The following is an 18,891-nucleotide window of genomic DNA, read 5'->3' as shown; positions in this document are numbered from 1 at the left end:
TCTTTTTGACGCTGTCGACTATATAATATAGTATAGTATCATTAATTCAATGTGAAGTTGGTGTCATATGCGGCAAAAAACACAGAAGCAGTTTTTGCAAAAAAATATCGTCGTATTCGTTTTAGCAATCGTATGCTGCCTGCTCTGGGGAAGCGCCTTCCCGGTGGTAAAGCTCGGCTATGCCGCCTTTGCGATCTCCTCAGGGGACACCGCCTCGCAAATCCTTTTCGCGGGGCTTCGTTTTGCTCTTGCTGGCGCGCTTGCCATTCTTATCGGCAGCGTATTGAAAAAACGGTTTCTTCTTCCGCAGAAGGCCTCCCTGCCGAGCATTGGCAAACTGGCCCTCGTCCAGACGATTGCCCAATATCTGTTTTTTTATATTGGCCTTGCGAACACCACCGCAGTGAAATCCGCAATCATCGGAGGCACTTCCTCCTTTCTGGCCATCCTGATCGCATGCTTTTTGTTCCGGCAGGAAAAATTCACAAAAGCAAAGTTTGTAGGCTGCCTGCTTGGATTTTCCGGCATTATTGTCGTTAACCTGCAAAGCCTTGGCTCCGTTTCCGGCTTCACCTTTTTCGGCGAGGGCTTTATCCTGTTTTCGAACATTGCCTATGCCATGTCCTCGTCCATGATCAAAATCTATTCCAAACAGGAAGATCCTGTGGTTCTTTCCGGATACCAGTTTTTATTCGGCGGTATTGTGATGACAATCGTCGGACTTTTGCTGGGCGGCGCGCTCCCCCATATTACAATGCAGGGAATGCTCATGCTTATTTACCTGGCGCTTGTTTCCGCGATTGCCTATTCCGTATGGGGGATGCTCCTGAAATACAATCCGGTTTCCAGGGTTGCCGTATTCGGCTTTATGATACCGGTATGCGGCGTACTCCTTTCCGCGCTGCTGCTAGGAGAAACAGATCAGGCCTTCCACCTGCAAAGCCTTTTGGCGCTGCTGCTTGTTTGCGCCGGAATCATCATAATCAACAAGGTTCGCCCGCCAAAAAAGAATGCGGCGCTCTACAAAAACTGATAGCGCTTCAGGTTATCTGGTTACAATAAAAAGAAGGACGGTTATTAAGAAATGATTACAGTATGGGGCAAATTATACAAAAATGGTAAAACGCTTCTCGCCAGCACCTGCACAAGCAGCAAGCCGGATTTTTCGGACGCTCTTTTGGAGTGCCTCGAAAGCTTTGCCAAAGAATTCGACATAGAAGTACCCATGTGGCATTCCAATCATACCAAACAAATGGGGCTGTTCCGCAAGGCGACATTCAAGCCGGATGATTTTGTGGACAGGTTCCCCTATGATAAATTTGAAATACAAATTCTGGACAGCTGACAGACTGCCAAAAGAAGGGATCCCATGAAAAAAATTGCTTTTTACGACGCGAAGCCATACGACAAAACATGGTTTAACGAGTACAGCCGCGAATACGGTTTTGAATTGAAATATTTTGAAAACAAGCTGAATGCGGACACTGCGGTTATGGCGGGCGGCTGCGACGGCGTATGCGCCTTTGTAAATGATACGGTAGATGCGGAAACGATAGACGTTCTTTACCAGAATGGTATCCGCGTGCTTGCATTGCGCAGCGCGGGCTACAACAACGTTGATTTCAAGGCCGCCTGGGATAAAATACATATCCTGCGCGTACCCGCTTATTCGCCATACGCCGTAGCCGAGCATGCAATGGCCCTGCTTTTGACTTTGAACCGCAAAATCCATCACGCCTACAACCGTACGCGGGAATTTAATTTCAGCTTAAGCGGCCTTGCCGGCTTTGACCTGCACGGAAAAACCGCGGGCGTAGTAGGCACCGGGAAGATCGGCCAGATTTTTATCGATATCTGCAAGGGCTTCGGCATGAAAATCTTTGCGTACGACCTTCATCCGAATGAGGAGCTGGGCATCGAATATGTGGACTTTGCCACCCTTTGCCGCGAATCGGACGTAATCTCCCTGCACTGCCCGCTGACAAAGGAAACGCAGCATCTCATTAATGGCGGCTCTATTTCAGGTATGAAAGACGGCGTAACTCTGATCAATACATCCCGCGGAGCCCTTATTGACAGCGAGGCGCTTGTAGACGGACTGAAAAGCGGAAAAATCGGTGCGGCGGGGCTTGACGTATATGAGGAGGAAAGCGAGCTCTTTTTCGAAGACTTTTCCAATACCGTCGTGCAGGACGATGTTCTCGCGCGGCTGATTTCCATGCCCAACGTAATCATTACGTCCCACCAGGCGTTTCTTACGAGGGAAGCATTGCAGAATATCGCCCGGGTGACGCTCGAAAACTTAAGCGCATATTTTCAGGACCAGCCCCTGTTTAACGAAATCTGTTACCAGTGCAAATCAATGCCCTCGTGTGATAAGTTCCATAACAAACGGTGTTTTTAAATTTCTCCCTGATTTGCCTTCTCGTCCTCCATACAGGGCTTGCAAAAGCCCTTCGCCGCAGGATCGTCGTTCGGCTGAAAGCCAACGCCCCTGATTTGCCCCGCCTCTCCTACGATAATAAAGGCGTTGGGATCGATTTTATGGATCAGATGGTACATCTTCGTTACCTCCGGCCTGCGCACCGCGCAAACAAGCATCTCGCCTTCCTGGCCGGTATATACGCCGCGCGATTTGAGCGCCGTAACGCCCCTTCCAAGCCGGCAGATGATTTCATTTGCAATAAGGTCGTTTTTCTTTGAAATAATAAACAGCATCTTACCGGTGGCAATGCTGGTACCGTACAAAATCGCGTCGATTACCTTTGATTCGATAAAAATGACGATAATCGCGTACAGTGGACTTTCCAGGTTCCCATATACGAAGCCGGAGCACGCAACCACGATCACATTCGTAATCAATATCATTTTCGCCATCGGAATATGCGGCCACCGCTTGCTCACGAGGTTTGCGACAAGGTCTGTGCCTCCCGTCGTGCCCCCGCGCATCAGTATGAGCGCAATCCCCGCTCCATAAAGCGCTCCGCCAAATACGATCGTAATCAGCGGATCGCCCTGATAGACCGGAAGCAGCCCCTCCGTCACATCAATCATCACCGATGAAATGATCGTCGCGGCGACGGTCTTGATCACAAATTGAAAACCGAATGCAAAAAATCCCAATAGAAACAAAGGAATATTCATCACGATCACCATGGTACCAATGGGCAGCCCAAACACGTAATTGAGCATAGTCGCGATACCGGTCAGCCCTCCCGGCGCAATGTTGTTCGGCGATATAAAGGAATTAATCGCGATCGCAAATACAAAACTTCCCACCAGGAACAGTATGAGATCGATCGTCAGCGTTTTGGCGTTAATGCGTTTCTTCATCCTAATTGCCTCCTCATTCTGAAAAGCATCCAGCATACCCTTTTTTCACTATTTTAGCACAAATAACAGTTGACTCTCCCATTGTTTGCTTTCTTGTTACATCTTTCGTACAATTCCCGGTTTATATACAAAACAAAGAGTGTATTATGTATAAAACCGATCAAGCAGGGAGGGAAACAAAATGACAATGCACGGACACCGCTCCGCGGTTCACGATAACGAAATCCGCAAGGAGCGCGACGCTTACGAGGCGGAAAACAGCCAGAAGCAGGCGCGGCTCAAAGAGGAAGTGGACAAACACAGGGAGCATGAAAGGGAATCCCGGGAATCCCAAAAATACGAATCTGAAGAAAAAGAATAACACAAAAGCCGCCTCACATTGGGCGGCTTTTGATATTTGCAATCTAACTCCACGGCTTCATACGCCGGGATTGTTTTATGCTTTCGAAAGCTTGACTACTTTTACAGGCGTATCACAATGTCCGCATTTGTACTCGTTTTCCGAAGCCTGGTCCATTGACCGGAATTTACATATAACCCTGCATTTTGGACACACGCCATAGGCTGTGAGTTCTCCGCGATAAAAGGTTCGGTCCGCATAGCGCTGCATAACGATGCACCTCCCTGCAATGATAATCAACACCAGTGTTCTGTCGTCCTGCGCAAGACACCTATACCATAGCATGCCCCTTCCAAAGAAGCAAAGCCCAGCCGCAGCAGAGAAAGCGCACAAAGCACAGGGAAAGCATGGGAACCTGCGGCAAAACGTTTTGTTCCTAAAACCCCCGGGGAAAACGTAATAATGTAAGAAAATACACAAAAAGGATCAGCCGCCATGAAAAGGCAGACAGGTTCCGAACCCTTACAGACCGCGCGCGTGCAATCTCCATTGATTTATTACCATTCACGCATCATTTTTACAGAAAAGAAAAACCGCATTCCTGCGGTTTTTCTTTTTGTCCTGAAGGAGGTTCGAAACGAAGTTATCTTAATCAAACGGATTTTCCGTTGGATAAAGCATTCCTTTGGGGCGGTTGAAGGCAATATCCTTCACGCCTAGGTAAGAGAAGATAGTAAACAACGTTTTCCCGCAATGCGCGAATGCTACCGCGCCATGATGCGGATATCTCTTTTCAACCAATACGTTGCGGTAAAAACGTCCCATTTCCGGTATGGCAAATATGCCGATGCCGCCAAAGCTCCCTGTCCCAACCGGCAGGACCTCTCCCTGCGCGATGTAGGATTTCACCTCTCCGCCAGCCGTACTCTGCAACCGGAAGAAGGTAATCTCACCCGGAGCGATATCCCCTTCAAGCGTGCCGCGCGTAAAGCCCGGCTCGTCCCCGTTTTCCAGCAAACGATTCAAAATCAGCTGGTATTTGACCGCTCCTTTGGAAAGCTTGCACAGCGGAGTATTCCCGCAATGGAAACCCATAAAGATATCCTTTAGCGTATAATCGTACTTACCTTTGATCTCTTTTTGATACAGGTCCTCGGGCACGGTATTATTGATATCGAGGATCGTGACGGCATCCTGCGTAACGCATGCGCCGATATATTCGGAAAGCGCTCCATAGATATCTACCTCGCACGCGACTATATATCCTTGCGAGGTCATCCTGCTGTTAACATAGCAGGGCTCGAATCCAAATTCTTCCGAAAAAGCAGGCCAGCATTTATTGGCAAACGCCACATAATCGCGGGCTCCCCTGTTTTGCTCCGCCCAGTCTTTGAGCGTCAGCTCAAACTGCGCCATACGCGGCAGCAGGTCCGGATAGGTGTTTCCTTCCCCAAGCTCCCGTTCCATGTCCTTCACTACGCCTGCAATACGCGTATCGTCCTTATGGGCGCGGTAGGCAATCAGCAGGTCAAGCTCAGAATTTTCCTGGATTTCAACGCCCAGATCATAAAGCGGTTTGATTGGCGCGTTGCACGCAAAAAAGTCTTGCGGGCGCGGCCCAAACGTGATGATTTTCAGGTGTGATATGCCTATGAGCGTACGCGCCACCGGAATAAACTCCGCAATCATTTGCGCGATATCCTCAGCACTCCCCACCGGATAGGAAGGAATTACCGCCGGTATGTTTCGCAGCCCAAGGTTATAGGAGCAGTTCAGCATTCCGCAGTAAGCGTCCCCGCGCCCGTTCATCAGGTCGTCCGCTGCTTCCTCCGCTGCTGCCGCATACATCACCGGCCCGTCGAATTTCTGCGCTATCAGCGTTTCCGGCGTCTCCGGCCCAAAATTACCCAGAAACACCACCAGCGCGTTACAGCCCGCCGCGTTTACTTCATCCACGGCCTTTAACATATCGGTTTCATTTTCTACCGTCGTCTTTGCTTCAAAAATATCGATTCCACGTCCGGCGCACGCGTTTGTGATCGCTGCCCGGCGGCGTTCTGAAAGCGAGATGACAAAGCAGTCGCGGCTCACCGCAATGATGCCAAGCTTTACCTGTGGAATATTTGAAATTGTGCTCATCGATTTGACCTCCTATTTGTTTACAGGGCGATATTCTCGCCAACCAGTCCTATAAAAGCGCCGTCCTGATCAAGCCCGCTCTGCGGGTGGGCGATCAGCCACTTGTTTTTTGCGAACAGAAGCGCGTCTTCCCCCTCTTTTTGCGGCGCCTGTGAAAGCGGAAGATTGGTATCCTGCGGCAATACCACCACGCAGCGGAAGCCTTGCCCATTTACGCCGCACGGCGCATAATGCAGGGCCGTTGCATAAAGCTCCACCGCCGTTGCCGCGGGCACCAGGAACGCCTCGATTTTTGAGGTGTCGTAGGTATTTGTACTGCGGTCAATGTCCTGCTCCATCCCAAGCAGCAGCACGAGGTCTGTGCACGCAATGTCTATCTCGCTCGACCGGTGATATTCAAGGGCGTTAAGCATATTGTTTTTTCCATTACAATAGCCTACCTGTATGGGCAGCTCCCCATAGATGGAATCCCTAAGCTCCTTTGCTGCGGCAAGCTTTTCCAGTTCTTTGTCGCCCGGCTCGTAGATTACATCGTCAGGCATCGGCGTTTTTTCCATTGCTTTCAGCAGCTCTTTGCCGCCTTTAAATTTCAGAACCCTGCCGTATTTGGCAAACTGCGGCGAGGTAATTGGTAAAATATTCATTCATTTGTCCCCCTTCTAAAAAAAGAGGGAAAAGCGGCGTTGCCTTCCCCTCCCGATGACAGATTGTGTTTTGAAATTTTCCAAGCGAAACGTCAGCCGTTCAAAAGCAGTTCCATCACATACATTTCAAGCTTTTCAAAGTTTTGTTCCCTGACGCATTCCTCCTGGAATTTATAATCAAATTTCCTGACCTTTTCAAGCAGCAGCTCAAATATTTTCTTGCTGTTGATAATGTGGCGGTAGCAGTCGCTTGCTGGCTGGGTACGCATGGATTTTACATCAAGGCCCACACATTCGCCGTTGTCGCCAAAATTATTTTCGTATAGCACCTTCACCTGGTTAAACGCAGCGCGGATGTTTTCCACTCCAAAGGTCTTATCCTGATCGTAGCGTATGCCGTTTTGATCGTTGAGGTGTACGCCCCATAATTTTCCAAACGTGATGGCAAGCGCCATATCGTCCGCAGGATCAAGCCCTGCCAATATGGAATGCGCGCTTTCGATACATACGCCCACACGGGACGGATCAACCGTATTTGCGCCGACTGTAAGCGCGTGGCCTACCGTGCCGCAATAGCTCCTGTCGATAGGCTCGTTCGGCTTGGGCTCGATCAGTATTTTGATACCCGGATCGTATTCCAGAATGGTATTGAACGCGTCCCTCATCTGGATGATTTTTTCTACAGGGTTTTTCCCTTCGGCACAAAGCGTGCCTTCCCTTGCAAGCCAAAGCTGTATCTTATCCGTACCAAGCGCCCGTGCGATATCAACCGACCGCAGCGACCTCCAGATCGCAAAATCATAATCCTCTTTTTTGCTTGCCGTAAAGCCTCCGTCGTTGGTATGCGCGTCAAACCACAGGCGGGGTGCGACGAATTCCGCAAACAAGCCGTCTTTATCAAGCGTGGCCTTCAAATCCTTCGCATAATCGACGATCGCTTTCTCCGACATATTATTGATATCCGGAACCGCATCGTCGTCATGAAACTGTACGCCATCCATGCCGATTTCTGCAAATGTTTTAAGCTTTTCCTCCAGCGGAATCGAAGGACGAATCCCCGGACCGAATGTTTCGTTGCCTTCGTGGACATTCCACGGGCCAACGGTAAATCTGAATTTTGCCATAGTGCAATTTTCCTCCTGCCTGTATTTTGTTTTATCAATGAAAAAAGAATAAAGTTAACTTTATTATCATTATATGCACTCCTGCAAAATTCATGCTGACAGCTTTGCTTTTTTTTTAAGACACCATTGTTTATTCCATGAAAAAATCCTATATTTTATCGCATATCCAGTGGTTTTGATTGTTCCCTTTTTTTGTCATTCGCTTTCATTTTTCTTAATGGCCTTAAGTGCGCGGCCCGCCTCCATCATAATGTGCTGCTCGCTGCACTCCGAAACGTCCTCCTGCCGTCTTTTATTGGTTTTCCTGTACTCCGTCGGCGAGCAGTGGAATTCATCCTGAAACGCCTTGTTCAGGTACTTGTAATCCGAAAATCCACATTCCATACAGATATCGATCAGGTTCAGGTCCGTATTCAAAAGCAGGTTTTCCGCTTTTTCCACGCGGATGCGCCGTAAATATTTCTGGAAGGAGATACCAAGGTAGTTTTTGATAAAGTGCGAAAGATAATACATATCCAGTTTTTCTTTATGCGCAATCTCCTTGAGTGTGATCGGATACATAAAATTATCCTTGATGTATTCTATGATATGCCGCATCCTGTCCATGTTCCGGCTTTCTGCGTTCACGGTTTTTTCGTCCAGCAGGATATAGTTGTCATACTGGATCATCGTATAAATCATATGGTTGAGTATTGCCATCATTTCGATTGGATGGCCGTCCTTTTTCTGCGTATAACAGGTGACAATGTCTATCATGCACTGGCGCAGCCTGTTCCAGTACTCGTAGGATTTCTCCTTGATGATATGCTTGTGCCGAAACCGCACATGGGTTATTTTGGGATAATAGGCCTTGCACAGGTCAAGGTCGAACTGGATTACAATAGACATATTGTTCTGGTCCGTATGCCGCAAACTGTGTATTTCATTTCTGTTGCATAAAAAGATATCATTTTTACGCAGCAGGTGGCGCTCCTTTCCATCGTCAAGGCTCATGCTGCCGTCAAGCACCATCATGATTTCCATATCGCTGTGGAAATGGTACTCCCGCTGATTGATCACCACGACAAAGGTCTTCAGGCTGGTTCCCTTGATGTGCGTTACGAATTCATATTCCATAGGACATACACCTCACACGTTTTTTCTACAGCATATCAGCAAATGGTAACGGGATTTTATTCCCCGTTCATATCTACCCAGACCGCGCCCGCTTCAGAGCTGTCCACGCATTTGCTTAAAAACCGCACTCCTTCAATCCCCATATCGATCGTCGGATATCCGTAGCTTTCCTCCACGACTTTTTTGCCGGCACGCCGGTCGCGCAGGGCAGCGCAAAAATCCCGGTAGATATTAGCAAACGCCTCCGTCAGCCCTTCCGGATGCCCGCATGGCACGCGTACATACTCCTGCGCCTCTGGCGTTAAATATGCCGCCCCGCGGCTGTAGGCCATCGGCGGCTGTCCGCGCAGCGAAACCTTCAGGTAGTTGTTTTCCTCCTGCACAAATTCAAGCGTGCCCTTTTCCCCAAAAACCCTGATTTTAAGCGCGTTATCAAACCCGATCGCCACCTGTGAAGTCCAGTACATTCCCGACGCGCCGCCATCATATTTCACAAGCACCTCGACGTTATTGTCCAGCATGCCGCCAGTTCCAAACACGTCAAGATTGCAGCACAGCGAACTGATGCTCAGCCCTGTCACATAACTAACCCAGTTTTCAATATGTGTTCCAAGGTCTGCCACGCACGCTCCCCTGCCCGACAGCGCCGGATCCGTCCGCCATGGTTTATTCTCCTCCGTCACATTTTCCAGCGAGTCAATCAGCCAATCCTGCGGATATTCGGCAATCACCATACGTACTTTTCCGATTACGCCATTGCGGAAAAGCTGGCGCGCCTCGCGCGTCATGACATGCCCCGTATACGTATACGGCACACAAAACAGGCAGCCTTTTTCCTGCGCGAGCCGTTTGAGTTCCTCACCCTGCTTCACCGTGAAGCACAGCGGTTTTTCGCATGCCACGCTGATGCCCTGCTGTAAAAACAGCTTTGCCGCAGGATAATGAAACCGGTTGGGCGTAACGATATCCACCCAGTCTATTTTATCCTCCCGTGCGCCTTCCCTTTCGGCCATTTCTTCAAAGGTCCGGTAATTGCGCTGTGTGTCTATTCCAAGTTCCTCGCCTGCCTGCACGATTTCTGCTTCAATATTCGAAAAACATCCCGCCACAAGCTGCGCTTCATCGTTCAGGCGAATCGCCGCCCTGTGCACCGCGCCGATAAACGCGCCCGGCCCGCCGCCGACCATCCCGTACTTTAGTTTTGTCATTTGCTTATCCTCCCGCCTATGTTTGTTATGATTTGTCTTATATGTTTGCGTTCTTTCCCCGAAACCGTTGTTTTCGTTTTTTACAATGTTATAATAAAATTATCATCTGGACGGAACGCTGCACGCGTCCGCAGACGAACCAAAGAGAGTGAGGGTTACATACAATGGAAAAATTACGTTTTGGAGTCATTGGCGCCGGCGGAATTGCCGACCGTCGTACCCTGCCGGGCATGATGGACGCGAAAAATGCCGAGCTTACAGCCGTTATGGAGGTTTCCGCCGCAGACGCCGAAAGGCTGCGCGATAAATACCATGCCAAACGCAGCTATACAAACGAGCATGAGCTTCTTGCCGATCCTGAGGTGGACGCCGTTTATATCGCATCCCCCGTCACCTTCCATGGAAGACAGGCAATCGCCGCAGCGGATGCGGGAAAGCACATCCTGATTGAAAAGCCTCTTGCGATGTCCAGCGAGGAAGGGCAGCAGGTACTCGACCATTGCGAGAAAAAGGGAGTCCGGATCGCCGCGGGGCTGATGATGCGTTTTGGTTCGCATATCATGGAAATGAAACGCGCCGTCCAGGACGGACGCATCGGCCAGGTCGTATCAGGCTATTCCCAGTTCACGCTTTGGAACCCGGATATGGAAGGCAACTGGAGGCAGGTAAAAGCCATGTCCGGCGGCGGGTGTATGATGGATATGGGCGTGCACACGATAGACCTCATGCAATATATCACCGGCAGCCGCGTCCGGCGCGTTGCAGCCATGAACGACACGGTAGTGTTCCACTACGACGTTGAGGATTCCTCTACTGTTTTGCTCGAGCTTGAAAACGGCGCGCAGTGCGTAATCCAGACAAACTTCAATATTCCTGACCAGGCTGCAAAATGGCGGGTTGAGCTTTTTGGTACCAAGGGCCGCCTGATGGGCGAAAACGTAATCGGCCAAAACGACGGCGGCAGCCTGAACGCACTGTATCTGGAAAACGTTGGCGGTTATGATCCCAAACAGGATCACAACGCGTTTACCGGCGTCGATATCGCCGGCGATTTTGGCAACATGTACACGCGCGAAATAGAGAGCTTTTCAAACTCGATTTTAAAGGGCCTTCCCCTTGAGGCTCCGGCAAGCGACGCTGTACGCGTGCAGCGCATCATGGAGGCCGCTTATCGCTCCTCAGAGGAAAATGTGATCATTCATATCGATTAAGGGAATTGTCCTTTCCATCATACTATACAAGGGCCATTCTGACCAGACTGCCGCAATTCCGGCAGTCTTTTTTCTTATCCCTCAAGCCCCTGCCTCTTTTACAAAACAGCCTTCCCCCTCCATGGAGGGAGAAGGCCTTTTGTCTCAATGCCTGTGCTGCCGAAGGCGCTGTTTTATCCTTCTTATTCTTAATATGCTGTTTTTGTCTTCAGCGCTTCTTCCACGTTTGATTTATCGATTTCTTCAAATCCGGTGTCAATGTAATGCGTATCGTCTCCCAGATCAACGCTCGTATCGCCCTTGATGATTTTGTAGAGTGTCTCGATGCCGATTTCTCCCATCTTTGGATAATTCTGTCCGATCAGCTGGTCTACCATATCGAGCTGTACGAATTGCAGCATGGGATAAGCGCTGTCAACAGAGATAACCTTGCCTCCGTTTGCCGAGAATTCCTTGAGCTCAGGAGAAGAATCCGGATCTGCAAAGAGCGGCCAGCCGCCGTCAAAGAACCAGCCTGCGAGGTCCGGGTTTGCCGTTGTAAACTGGGCGACAACTTCAACAGATTTCTGTACGTCGTCCTCGCCGGTCTGCACGGGGAGTACTTCAATGTTACTTCCTTCTACAGCGTCTTTGAAGCCTGTGATCCTTTCCTCAAGGTTTGGAGCTCCGAGCACGCCTGTCAGGATTGCTACCTTACCGCCGTCCGGCAGTGCTTCGAGCATTTTTTCGCCGCCCAGCTTGCCGATTTCATAGTTGTTGGTTCCTGCATAAAACGCTCTTTGCGAATCCGGCGAATCTGAGTCGAACGTTCCAACCGGGATGCCCGCCGCAACCGCTTTATCAATCACGTCCTTCAAAGCGTCCGCGTCGTTGCAGCTGATAAGGATGCCGTCAACCTTCTTCTGGATCAGGCCTTCAATTACGTTAACCTGCTCTGCAGCGTCCGACTTTGCCGGCCCAACCCATTCCATGTTGATCCCAAGTTCTTTCGCTTTATTCTCTGCGCCAACCTTTGCGTCAATAAAGATCGAATTATCCAGGGACTTTGGAACCACTGCGATCGTAATGTCTCCATCCGCTTTTTCAGCGCCCGCTCCGCCAGTATCCGAGCTTGCAGCCGGAGCCGCCGAGGATTCCGCCGGGACCGACGACTCAGCCGGTGCGGATGATTCCGTACCCGGCGCGTCCATCGAGCAGGCCGCAAGTGCAAAAACAAGCACCATGACCAAAGCGCATCCCAATATCCGTTTCAGATTTCTTTTCATAATTTTTTCCTCCTAGTATAGTTTTTCCTCTGTTTCAAGAGAAATTATAAATCCGTATTACCGTTTTGAAGAACGCAGCTTATCAAATGTAACTGCCAGTATGATAACGATACCAAGCACCGCCTGCTGCCAGTAAGCCGATACGCTCAGCAGCACCAGCCCGTTTCGCAGTACGCCCATAATCGCCGCGCCGAGTATCGGCCCCGCTATGTTGCCCGTGCCACCGTTTACGCTTGCGCCGCCAATGATAACCGCCGCGATTGCATCCAGTTCATAACCCTGCCCCGCTGTGGATTGTGCTACGCCAAGGCGCGCCGCCGTCGCAAGGCCCGCAAGGCCTGCAAGAAGTCCGCTCATTGCAAACACAAGAATTTTAACCCTGTCCACATGAACGCCCGATACACGCGCGGCTTCTTCATTTCCGCCAATCGCGTAAATCCGTCGGCCCACCACTGATTTATGAAGTAAAATGCCAAATATGATAGCCACAACAATCAGCAAAATGATCGGCGTGGGGATTCCTGCAATGTAGCCCTGTCCAATAAACTTAAAACCGTCCGGTAATTTATTGATGGGGTATCCGCCTGTGATGCCGTAAGAAAGCCCGCGCGCAATGCTCATGGTGCCCAGCGTCGCAATGAACGGAGGCAACTTGAGCTTTGTTACAAAAAGGCCGTTCGCAAGGCCGAATGCAAGACCTGCCGCGCAGCCCATTACAAGGCCGCCAAGCGTCCCCATTCCCCAGTTTGCCATCGCCATGCCGCCAACGACGCCGGAAAACGCAAAGATCGAACCAACCGAAAGGTCGATACCCGCGGTAATGATGACAAGGCATTCGCCGATTGCCATGATTGCCGTAAACGAAAACTGCCTGAATACCGAAAGCAGATTATCCGAGGACAAAAACGCACTTCCGGTTGTGATCGTGAGCACGGCGCAAAGCGCTACGAGAATGATCACAATACCAAATGATGCCGAATTCTTGAATTTCACAAAAATATTAGGTGATTTCAACGTCATACTTTCTGAATTTTTCATAAATATCTCTCCATCCTTTTCGAATACTTTTATGCCTGCTGTGGCTCAGGTTGGTCATCCTGCCCCTGCAGGATAATAGACATAATGCCTTCCTGCGTCGCTTCCTCCCTGGACACGATCCCTTTTATTTTGCCTTCATTCATCACGACGATCCTGTCGCTCATGCCGATTACCTCCGGAAGCTCGGACGATACCATGATGATGCTGACGCCCTCCTGTACCAGCGTATTCATCAGCATATAGATTTCCTTTTTAGCTCCAACATCTATGCCTCTTGTCGGCTCGTCCAGAATCAGGATCTTTGGATGTGTTGCAAGCCATTTGGCAATAACCACCTTTTGTTGGTTGCCGCCCGAAAGGTTCTCTGTTTTTTGTTCGATTCCCGGAGTCTTGATCGAAAGCTTTTCCACATAATAATTCGTAACTTTGCTTTCTTCCCTCGATTTGATCAGGTTCCCCTTGCTCACGCTTTCAAGGCTTGCCATCGTAACATTTTCGCGCACCGCCATCCCAAGGATGAGGCCCTGCAACTTTCTGTCTTCCGGGACAAACCCCATACCGAGCGCAATAGAATCGCTCGCCTGATGGTTTCCTATCTTCTTTCCATCTATTGTAATCTCGCCGGAATCCATTCGCTCTGTGCCAAAGATTGCCGCCATCGTTTCACTGCGTCCGGCACCTACAAGCCCGGCAAAACCGAGCACCTCGCCCCTGTAAAGCGAAAAGCTTACATCCTGTACCGCTTTTCCCGAGGTAAGGTGGCTTACCTCCATAATCTTTTCCCCACGCCGCGCCGACACCTTGGGGAACAGATCGTTGATTTCCCTGCCAACCATCATCTGTATCAGTTTTTCTTCGCTGCATTCACCTGCAGGCACCGTATCAATGCACTCTCCGTCGCGCAGCACCGTAATGCGATCCGCAATCTCAAATATTTCGCTCAGCTTATGCGAAATAAATACGATGCCCTTTCCCTGATCGCGCAGTTTGCGGATAATGCCCATCAAAATCTCGTTTTCCCGCTCCGTGAGGGATGAAGTTGGCTCGTCCATAATGATGACCTTTGAATTCACTGAAAGTGCTTTCGCGACCTCCACCATCTGCCTCTGCGCAATCGAAAGATCTTTCACAAGCGTATTCACGTCAATATGGAGGCCAACCTCTTTGGAATACATCGACGCTTCTTTCTGTGTCGTTTTGGAATCAAAAAGCAAACCCTTTCTTTTTTCCCTGCCCATAAAAATATTCTCGCCAATACTCAGGTTCGGCATCAGGTTCAATTCCTGATAAATAATGCTGATTCCAAGCTGTGTCGCGTGCTCCGGAGAATGGATTTCCACTTCCTTGCCGTCAATGAAAACCTGTCCTCCATCCTTTGTGTAGACACCGCTCAAAATCTTCATCAGCGTTGATTTGCCCGCTCCGTTCTCTCCGATCAGCGCGTGTACCTCTCCCGCCTTAATTGAAAAGTTAACGTCATGTAATGCTCTGACGCCCGGGAATGATTTTTCAATGTCTTTCACCCTCAAAACTTCATTGCCCATTCGCTCATCCTCCTCCCACAGCACCTTTATTTATGCTATTCATGTTGGAAAACTATTCTGTTTTTCTCATTGGTAATATTCAATACACCGCTTTTTTCTCAAACCACGGTGTCTCCTGCTGCTTTCGCTGAAACGATCTTGTCCTATTGTATTGTTTCTGTTGTTTTATTTTGAAAAGCGTGACGGGTACTTTTTCCTTTTGTAAAATCAATACCCGGTTTCATTAATCTGATGATATCTCAATTTCCTGTAATCCATATAGACACTTTTGCTATTTTAATAGATACACATTTGCTGATTTTGCGCTTTTTATTTTCGCATTGTTTTGTCATAAAGAACACCCTGATTTTTTTCAGTAGGAAACGGCCCTGAAAGAACCTTCTCTAAAATCAGATCAGTGCGGCTATTTCAGCATTTTGAAGCATATCCTGTTATTTTCCGGTTCTGGAAAGTGGATTTGCGCGGTCATATTTCGAAGGTCGTAATTCATGATGAATTTGCTATTACAGTGATTCATTTTTTGTTTGAAAAGCCAGTATGTTTTACAGCCCTAATTCAGACTTCTTTGCTCAATAGAGGCTTCTTTCACAGATTGGGGATATCAAAATCTCATAACCGCAAACAAACTATATAGTCGTTTCCTTATTAATATTATTTACCATCAATGCTTTCCCCCCTTATGTAGGGCAGATTATAATTACGATAACATAATTGGTAAACAGATAGCGAAATTTCGTATACGGGCAAACACGACACAGGAAGATTTGTCGGCTCGGTTGCAGACAAAAGGCTGTGACCTGACCAGAAGCGTAGTTGCAAAAATCGAAGCAGGAACAACGGCATATTTATACTTATGAAATCAAAGCGATAAAAGAAATACTTAAAGTATCTTATGAGTATTTGTTTATTTAATCAATTATTCATAACTTCATGTTTCTTTGCACAGAAACTATCACAAAAATAAAAAGGCTCTCGGATTTTTCCGAAAACCTTTTGCAGTAATGGTTGCGGGGACAGGATTTGAATTTATCCGCGCCTGTTTCAGCCCGTTTCATACAATGTCATTTTGTCCAAAATCCGCGCAGTTAAGCCATCCTTATTTTAGACAATATCGTTTAAATCTCCTACTGACATTCTGTGAAGGGTATTCAGGCTATTTTTTCTTAAAGCTCCTATTGCTTTATTGTACGGGACAGGTAAAATAGTATTTCCCAGAACCAATTTCAATACATTTCCCATTCGGCAGTACTACGCTTGCAGTCGCGTTCGGCGGCACAGTAACCTCTATGCGGAACAGGCCATGCGCTTTTCGCCACTTACAGGAAATCCTCCCGTAAACGCTGTCATAGCATCCTTTCGCCCAGTTAATTCCGCCTCCCGGCCTTGGCTCAAAACAAATTTTTTTGTAGCCCGGTTCCAAGGCGGTAATTCCTGCTATCGTTCGGTACATCCAGTCTCCCACACAGCCAAACGCATAATGGTTATAGGATACCGTAGTAGGCGTACCGTCTGGCATGATTGCCTGCCACGCCTCCCATATGGAGGTAGCTCCCATTTTGACCATATACAGCCAAGAAGGGCACTGGTCCTGAAAGAGGAGCCGGTATGCAGCATCTGCCCGTCCCGCTTCCGTCAATACGTCAAGCAGATAGGGCACCGAAACGATTCCCGTATCGAGTTTCCAGCCGTTTCCTTCAATCAACGAAACCAGTTTGTCGATCAATTTTTGCTTCCCTCCCTCAGGCACGAGACCAAAACGGAGCGCAAGGACATATACCCCCTGCAGCTCTGTTTTTAAGAATCCCTCCTCCGTATAGAATTCCTCCAGAAACGCCTTTTTAATATTCCCGTGCAACCGTTCATAGTATTCCGTATCCGCTTCTTTCCCTAATATGGAAGCAATCTTTGCCGCTAACGATGTGGAAAACGCGAAGAAACAACTGGGAACGATATCCATAGTTGCGTAAGCGCTTTTTACCATATCCACATCGCCCGTATCAAAATTAAAGCTGACACTGGGCGTCAGCCAGTCCCCATAGTGAAAATTCGTATTCCAAAGGTACTTCATCCGTTCTTTGCGCGCCGGCGCAAGCGTTTCCCGAACATCCGGAAACTCTGTGCGCGCTGTTTTTTCGACATACCCAAGCCACTTCTGGATCATCGCATAATTTTCCCTGAGTACGGAAATATCGCCATATGCCTGATAAAGCTCCCATGGGAGGATTACACACGCGTCTCCCCATGCTGCGGAACAATTCCGGCGTTTGGGACCATTCTTTGCCGATGATAGATTTCCCGGGTAATATGCGCTGATATAAGGCACCACAACCGGAACCTGCCCGTCCTCCAACTGGTCTTCGCGCATATTCCTGAGCCAGCGTTTGAAAAAATCAAGGGTATCGGTATTATAGGACGCAGTCGGCGCATAGATTTGCGCGTCGCCCAGCCAGCCGCCCTTTTCCCGCTGCGGGCAATCCGTCGGGATAGAGACCATATTGCTGATCTGGCTCCAATAAATATTGTGCTGCAACCGGTTCAGCCGGTCGTCGCTGCAAACAAAACGTCCGGTATCTTCCATTTCGGAACAAATCACCAGCACGTCAAAATCGTCGACGGTGGGCATCCTGGGATACCCTGTAATACGTACATAACGAAATCCGTGATAGGTAAACATCGGCTCAAATTCCTCTTCTTCCCCGCCTTTCAAAATGTAGGTATCCTGCTGGTTTGTATATACGCCTAAAATATTCCGCAGGTAATTTCCCTGCTTATCCAATGTCTCCGTATGTTCCAGCCTGACCTCGCAGCCCGCCTCCCCACGTACACGCATACGCAGCTTGCCAGCGAGCACTTGTCCGGTGTCCAGCAGCACATCGCCATTGGGCGCCTTCCACACTTTTACGGGCCTCAACACCTTACAAACCTTTACAGGGCCCCCATACTGCGCCCTAAGATTGGAAAAGCCGTACTCTTTTACCGTAACGGCAGTCCAGTCCCTTGCATCAAATCCACAGGTGCTGAAACCATCCTGTTCAAGACGCGCGTCATACTTTTCGCCTACAAAAAGGTCCGCATAGCGCTCCGGTCCCTCATGGCTCTTACAGTCCGAATCCGAGCAAATAACTTCCCTGCTGCCGTCTTCATACTCCACGTCTATCTGAAACAGGGCTGCCACCCGGTCTCCATATTGGCAGCTTAATCCAGTCAGTCCTACTTTTCCGCTCCACCAGCCGTCCGCAATCGTGATACCAATCGCATTCTCGCCGGATTTTATCAGGTTGGTTACGTCGTAGGCCTGATATTCCAGATAATGGCGATACGAGGTGTTTCCCGGCGCAAGCTCCACGTTCCCAACCCGCCTTCCGTTAATCCTGGCTGTGTAAATGCCGTGTGCCGTCACATAAAGACGCCCTTTATGTATCTTGTTTTTGAGGGAAAAATTTTTTCTTATCATTTGGGTGGGATTCATTTTTATTTTTTCCGGATCGATATCATGCTTTACCAGCTTCAAGGTTCCCCGCGAAGGCTCATGGAAAGCAGGGACCTGCTGCGGCTCTACCCAATTTGCCCGCCAGTCATCCTCCCGAAGTCCGGTTCCAAAAAAGGAACGGACAACATCCATATTTCCGTAGTTATCCCATACCGTCACCGTCCATACATATTCCGTACAGGAGCCGAGGGGAGGTCCTCCATAACAAACGCCTGTCGAAGTGTCGGATTCCGTCTTCCCCGAATCCCACATTTCCTTGCCCTCAAGCCCATTCGCGTTTTGCGCCACACGGATTCGGTAAGCCGTCTGCACCACATTTTCCCTCCCGGACCAAAGCTTCCAGCTGAAGAGCGGCTTTTCCACGTCTATGCAGGCCGGTCTTTCCATTCCTTCGCATTTCAAATCAAAGCACATCATATCCAAAACAAACGCTTCCTTT

16 protein-coding genes are annotated in these 18,891 nt (G+C 49.0%); 5 read left to right on the top strand and 11 right to left on the bottom strand.

Annotation, left to right across the window (positions count from 1 at the left end):
* Positions 1-94: 94 nt before the first annotated feature.
* Genes ACS5WU_RS04650 through ACS5WU_RS04640 form a run of 3 tightly spaced genes read left to right on the top strand, consistent with a single transcriptional unit; the run spans position 95 to position 2,404 of the window.
* Complete coding sequence (locus ACS5WU_RS04650; protein ID WP_307757335.1) at positions 95-1,033, top strand: DMT family transporter; 939 nt, start codon at positions 95-97, stop codon at positions 1,031-1,033.
* Positions 1,034-1,084: 51 nt separating this feature from the next.
* Positions 1,085-1,345, top strand: coding sequence for a hypothetical protein (locus tag ACS5WU_RS04645; RefSeq protein ID WP_046444089.1), 261 nt, complete (start codon positions 1,085-1,087; stop codon positions 1,343-1,345).
* A gap of 24 nt (positions 1,346-1,369) precedes the next feature.
* Positions 1,370-2,404: a 2-hydroxyacid dehydrogenase gene (locus tag ACS5WU_RS04640; RefSeq protein ID WP_302760082.1), complete on the top strand. Its 1,035-nt coding sequence runs from the start codon at positions 1,370-1,372 to the stop codon at positions 2,402-2,404.
* On the opposite strand, the gene ACS5WU_RS04635 is transcribed toward ACS5WU_RS04640, so the two are convergent.
* The gene (locus ACS5WU_RS04635; protein ID WP_082674820.1) at positions 2,401-3,333 is read right to left on the bottom strand and encodes a YitT family protein; all 933 of its coding nucleotides are present in this window, start codon (positions 3,331-3,333) and stop codon (positions 2,401-2,403) included. The genes ACS5WU_RS04640 and ACS5WU_RS04635 overlap by 4 nt on opposite strands.
* Before the next feature lie 181 nt (positions 3,334-3,514).
* Between ACS5WU_RS04635 and ACS5WU_RS04630 the strand changes: the two genes are divergently transcribed.
* On the top strand, positions 3,515-3,694 hold the full coding sequence (locus ACS5WU_RS04630; protein ID WP_046444087.1) for a hypothetical protein: 180 nt from the start codon (positions 3,515-3,517) through the stop codon (positions 3,692-3,694).
* A 75-nt stretch (positions 3,695-3,769) separates the two neighbouring features.
* Here ACS5WU_RS04630 and ACS5WU_RS04625 read toward each other — a convergent pair whose 3' ends face one another.
* From ACS5WU_RS04625 to ACS5WU_RS04600, 6 genes are all read right to left on the bottom strand, one after another.
* Complete coding sequence (locus tag ACS5WU_RS04625) at positions 3,770-4,018, bottom strand: hypothetical protein (protein WP_131924659.1); 249 nt, start codon at positions 4,016-4,018, stop codon at positions 3,770-3,772.
* 303 nt (positions 4,019-4,321) lie between these two features.
* Positions 4,322-5,812 carry an L-fucose/L-arabinose isomerase family protein gene (locus ACS5WU_RS04620; protein WP_330697068.1) on the bottom strand — a complete coding sequence of 497 codons (1,491 nt, stop codon included), beginning with the start codon at positions 5,810-5,812 and terminating at the stop codon, positions 4,322-4,324.
* Between the two features lie 20 nt (positions 5,813-5,832).
* Positions 5,833-6,456: a DUF4867 family protein gene (locus ACS5WU_RS04615; RefSeq protein ID WP_302760081.1), complete on the bottom strand. Its 624-nt coding sequence runs from the start codon at positions 6,454-6,456 to the stop codon at positions 5,833-5,835.
* Positions 6,457-6,548: 92 nt separating this feature from the next.
* Positions 6,549-7,580 (bottom strand): TIM barrel protein, encoded by a 1,032-nt coding sequence (locus ACS5WU_RS04610; protein ID WP_046444084.1) that lies wholly within the window; start codon positions 7,578-7,580, stop codon positions 6,549-6,551.
* A 195-nt stretch (positions 7,581-7,775) separates the two neighbouring features.
* Positions 7,776-8,696 (bottom strand): helix-turn-helix domain-containing protein, encoded by a 921-nt coding sequence (locus tag ACS5WU_RS04605; protein WP_046444083.1) that lies wholly within the window; start codon positions 8,694-8,696, stop codon positions 7,776-7,778.
* 56 nt (positions 8,697-8,752) lie between these two features.
* On the bottom strand, positions 8,753-9,904 hold the full coding sequence (locus tag ACS5WU_RS04600) for a Gfo/Idh/MocA family protein (protein WP_302760079.1): 1,152 nt from the start codon (positions 9,902-9,904) through the stop codon (positions 8,753-8,755).
* Positions 9,905-10,068: 164 nt separating this feature from the next.
* Between ACS5WU_RS04600 and ACS5WU_RS04595 the strand changes: the two genes are divergently transcribed.
* On the top strand, positions 10,069-11,115 hold the full coding sequence (locus tag ACS5WU_RS04595) for a Gfo/Idh/MocA family protein (RefSeq protein WP_046444081.1): 1,047 nt from the start codon (positions 10,069-10,071) through the stop codon (positions 11,113-11,115).
* Positions 11,116-11,303: 188 nt separating this feature from the next.
* Here the strand turns inward: ACS5WU_RS04595 and ACS5WU_RS04590 are convergent, their stop codons facing one another.
* The 4 genes from ACS5WU_RS04590 to ACS5WU_RS04575 all read right to left on the bottom strand — a co-directional run bounded on the left by ACS5WU_RS04590 (position 11,304) and on the right by ACS5WU_RS04575 (position 18,869).
* On the bottom strand, positions 11,304-12,380 hold the full coding sequence (locus ACS5WU_RS04590; RefSeq protein ID WP_302760078.1) for a sugar-binding protein: 1,077 nt from the start codon (positions 12,378-12,380) through the stop codon (positions 11,304-11,306).
* 57 nt (positions 12,381-12,437) lie between these two features.
* Positions 12,438-13,418 (bottom strand): ABC transporter permease, encoded by a 981-nt coding sequence (locus ACS5WU_RS04585; RefSeq protein ID WP_082103526.1) that lies wholly within the window; start codon positions 13,416-13,418, stop codon positions 12,438-12,440.
* A gap of 29 nt (positions 13,419-13,447) precedes the next feature.
* A complete protein-coding gene (locus tag ACS5WU_RS04580; RefSeq protein ID WP_059109061.1) occupies positions 13,448-14,962 on the bottom strand; it encodes a sugar ABC transporter ATP-binding protein in 1,515 nt (504 codons plus the stop codon).
* Positions 14,963-16,142: 1,180 nt separating this feature from the next.
* On the bottom strand, positions 16,143-18,869 hold the full coding sequence (locus ACS5WU_RS04575; RefSeq protein WP_465089001.1) for a family 78 glycoside hydrolase catalytic domain: 2,727 nt from the start codon (positions 18,867-18,869) through the stop codon (positions 16,143-16,145).
* Positions 18,870-18,891 lie beyond the last annotated feature (22 nt).

The organism is Christensenella sp. KGMB01412, from assembly GCF_055522415.1.
This window is presented reverse-complemented; position numbering and strand designations above follow the sequence as displayed.

Bases quoted from the DNA above. Each gene is read 5' to 3' on its own strand.
- ACS5WU_RS04645 (WP_046444089.1), top strand. From the start codon at position 1,085: ATGATTACAGTATGGGGCAAATTATACAAAAATGGTAAAACGCTTCTC.
- ACS5WU_RS04640 (WP_302760082.1), top strand. From the start codon at position 1,370: ATGAAAAAAATTGCTTTTTACGACGCGAAGCCATACGACAAAACATGG.
- ACS5WU_RS04635 (WP_082674820.1), bottom strand. From the start codon at position 3,333: ATGAAGAAACGCATTAACGCCAAAACGCTGACGATCGATCTCATACTG.
- ACS5WU_RS04630 (WP_046444087.1), top strand. From the start codon at position 3,515: ATGACAATGCACGGACACCGCTCCGCGGTTCACGATAACGAAATCCGC.
- ACS5WU_RS04625 (WP_131924659.1), bottom strand. From the start codon at position 4,018: ATGCTATGGTATAGGTGTCTTGCGCAGGACGACAGAACACTGGTGTTG.
- ACS5WU_RS04620 (WP_330697068.1), bottom strand. From the start codon at position 5,812: ATGAGCACAATTTCAAATATTCCACAGGTAAAGCTTGGCATCATTGCG.
- ACS5WU_RS04615 (WP_302760081.1), bottom strand. From the start codon at position 6,456: ATGAATATTTTACCAATTACCTCGCCGCAGTTTGCCAAATACGGCAGG.
- ACS5WU_RS04610 (WP_046444084.1), bottom strand. From the start codon at position 7,580: ATGGCAAAATTCAGATTTACCGTTGGCCCGTGGAATGTCCACGAAGGC.
- ACS5WU_RS04605 (WP_046444083.1), bottom strand. From the start codon at position 8,696: ATGGAATATGAATTCGTAACGCACATCAAGGGAACCAGCCTGAAGACC.
- ACS5WU_RS04600 (WP_302760079.1), bottom strand. From the start codon at position 9,904: ATGACAAAACTAAAGTACGGGATGGTCGGCGGCGGGCCGGGCGCGTTT.
- ACS5WU_RS04595 (WP_046444081.1), top strand. From the start codon at position 10,069: ATGGAAAAATTACGTTTTGGAGTCATTGGCGCCGGCGGAATTGCCGAC.
- ACS5WU_RS04590 (WP_302760078.1), bottom strand. From the start codon at position 12,380: ATGAAAAGAAATCTGAAACGGATATTGGGATGCGCTTTGGTCATGGTG.
- ACS5WU_RS04585 (WP_082103526.1), bottom strand. From the start codon at position 13,418: ATGAAAAATTCAGAAAGTATGACGTTGAAATCACCTAATATTTTTGTG.
- ACS5WU_RS04580 (WP_059109061.1), bottom strand. From the start codon at position 14,962: ATGGGCAATGAAGTTTTGAGGGTGAAAGACATTGAAAAATCATTCCCG.
- ACS5WU_RS04575 (WP_465089001.1), bottom strand. From the start codon at position 18,869: ATGATGTGCTTTGATTTGAAATGCGAAGGAATGGAAAGACCGGCCTGC.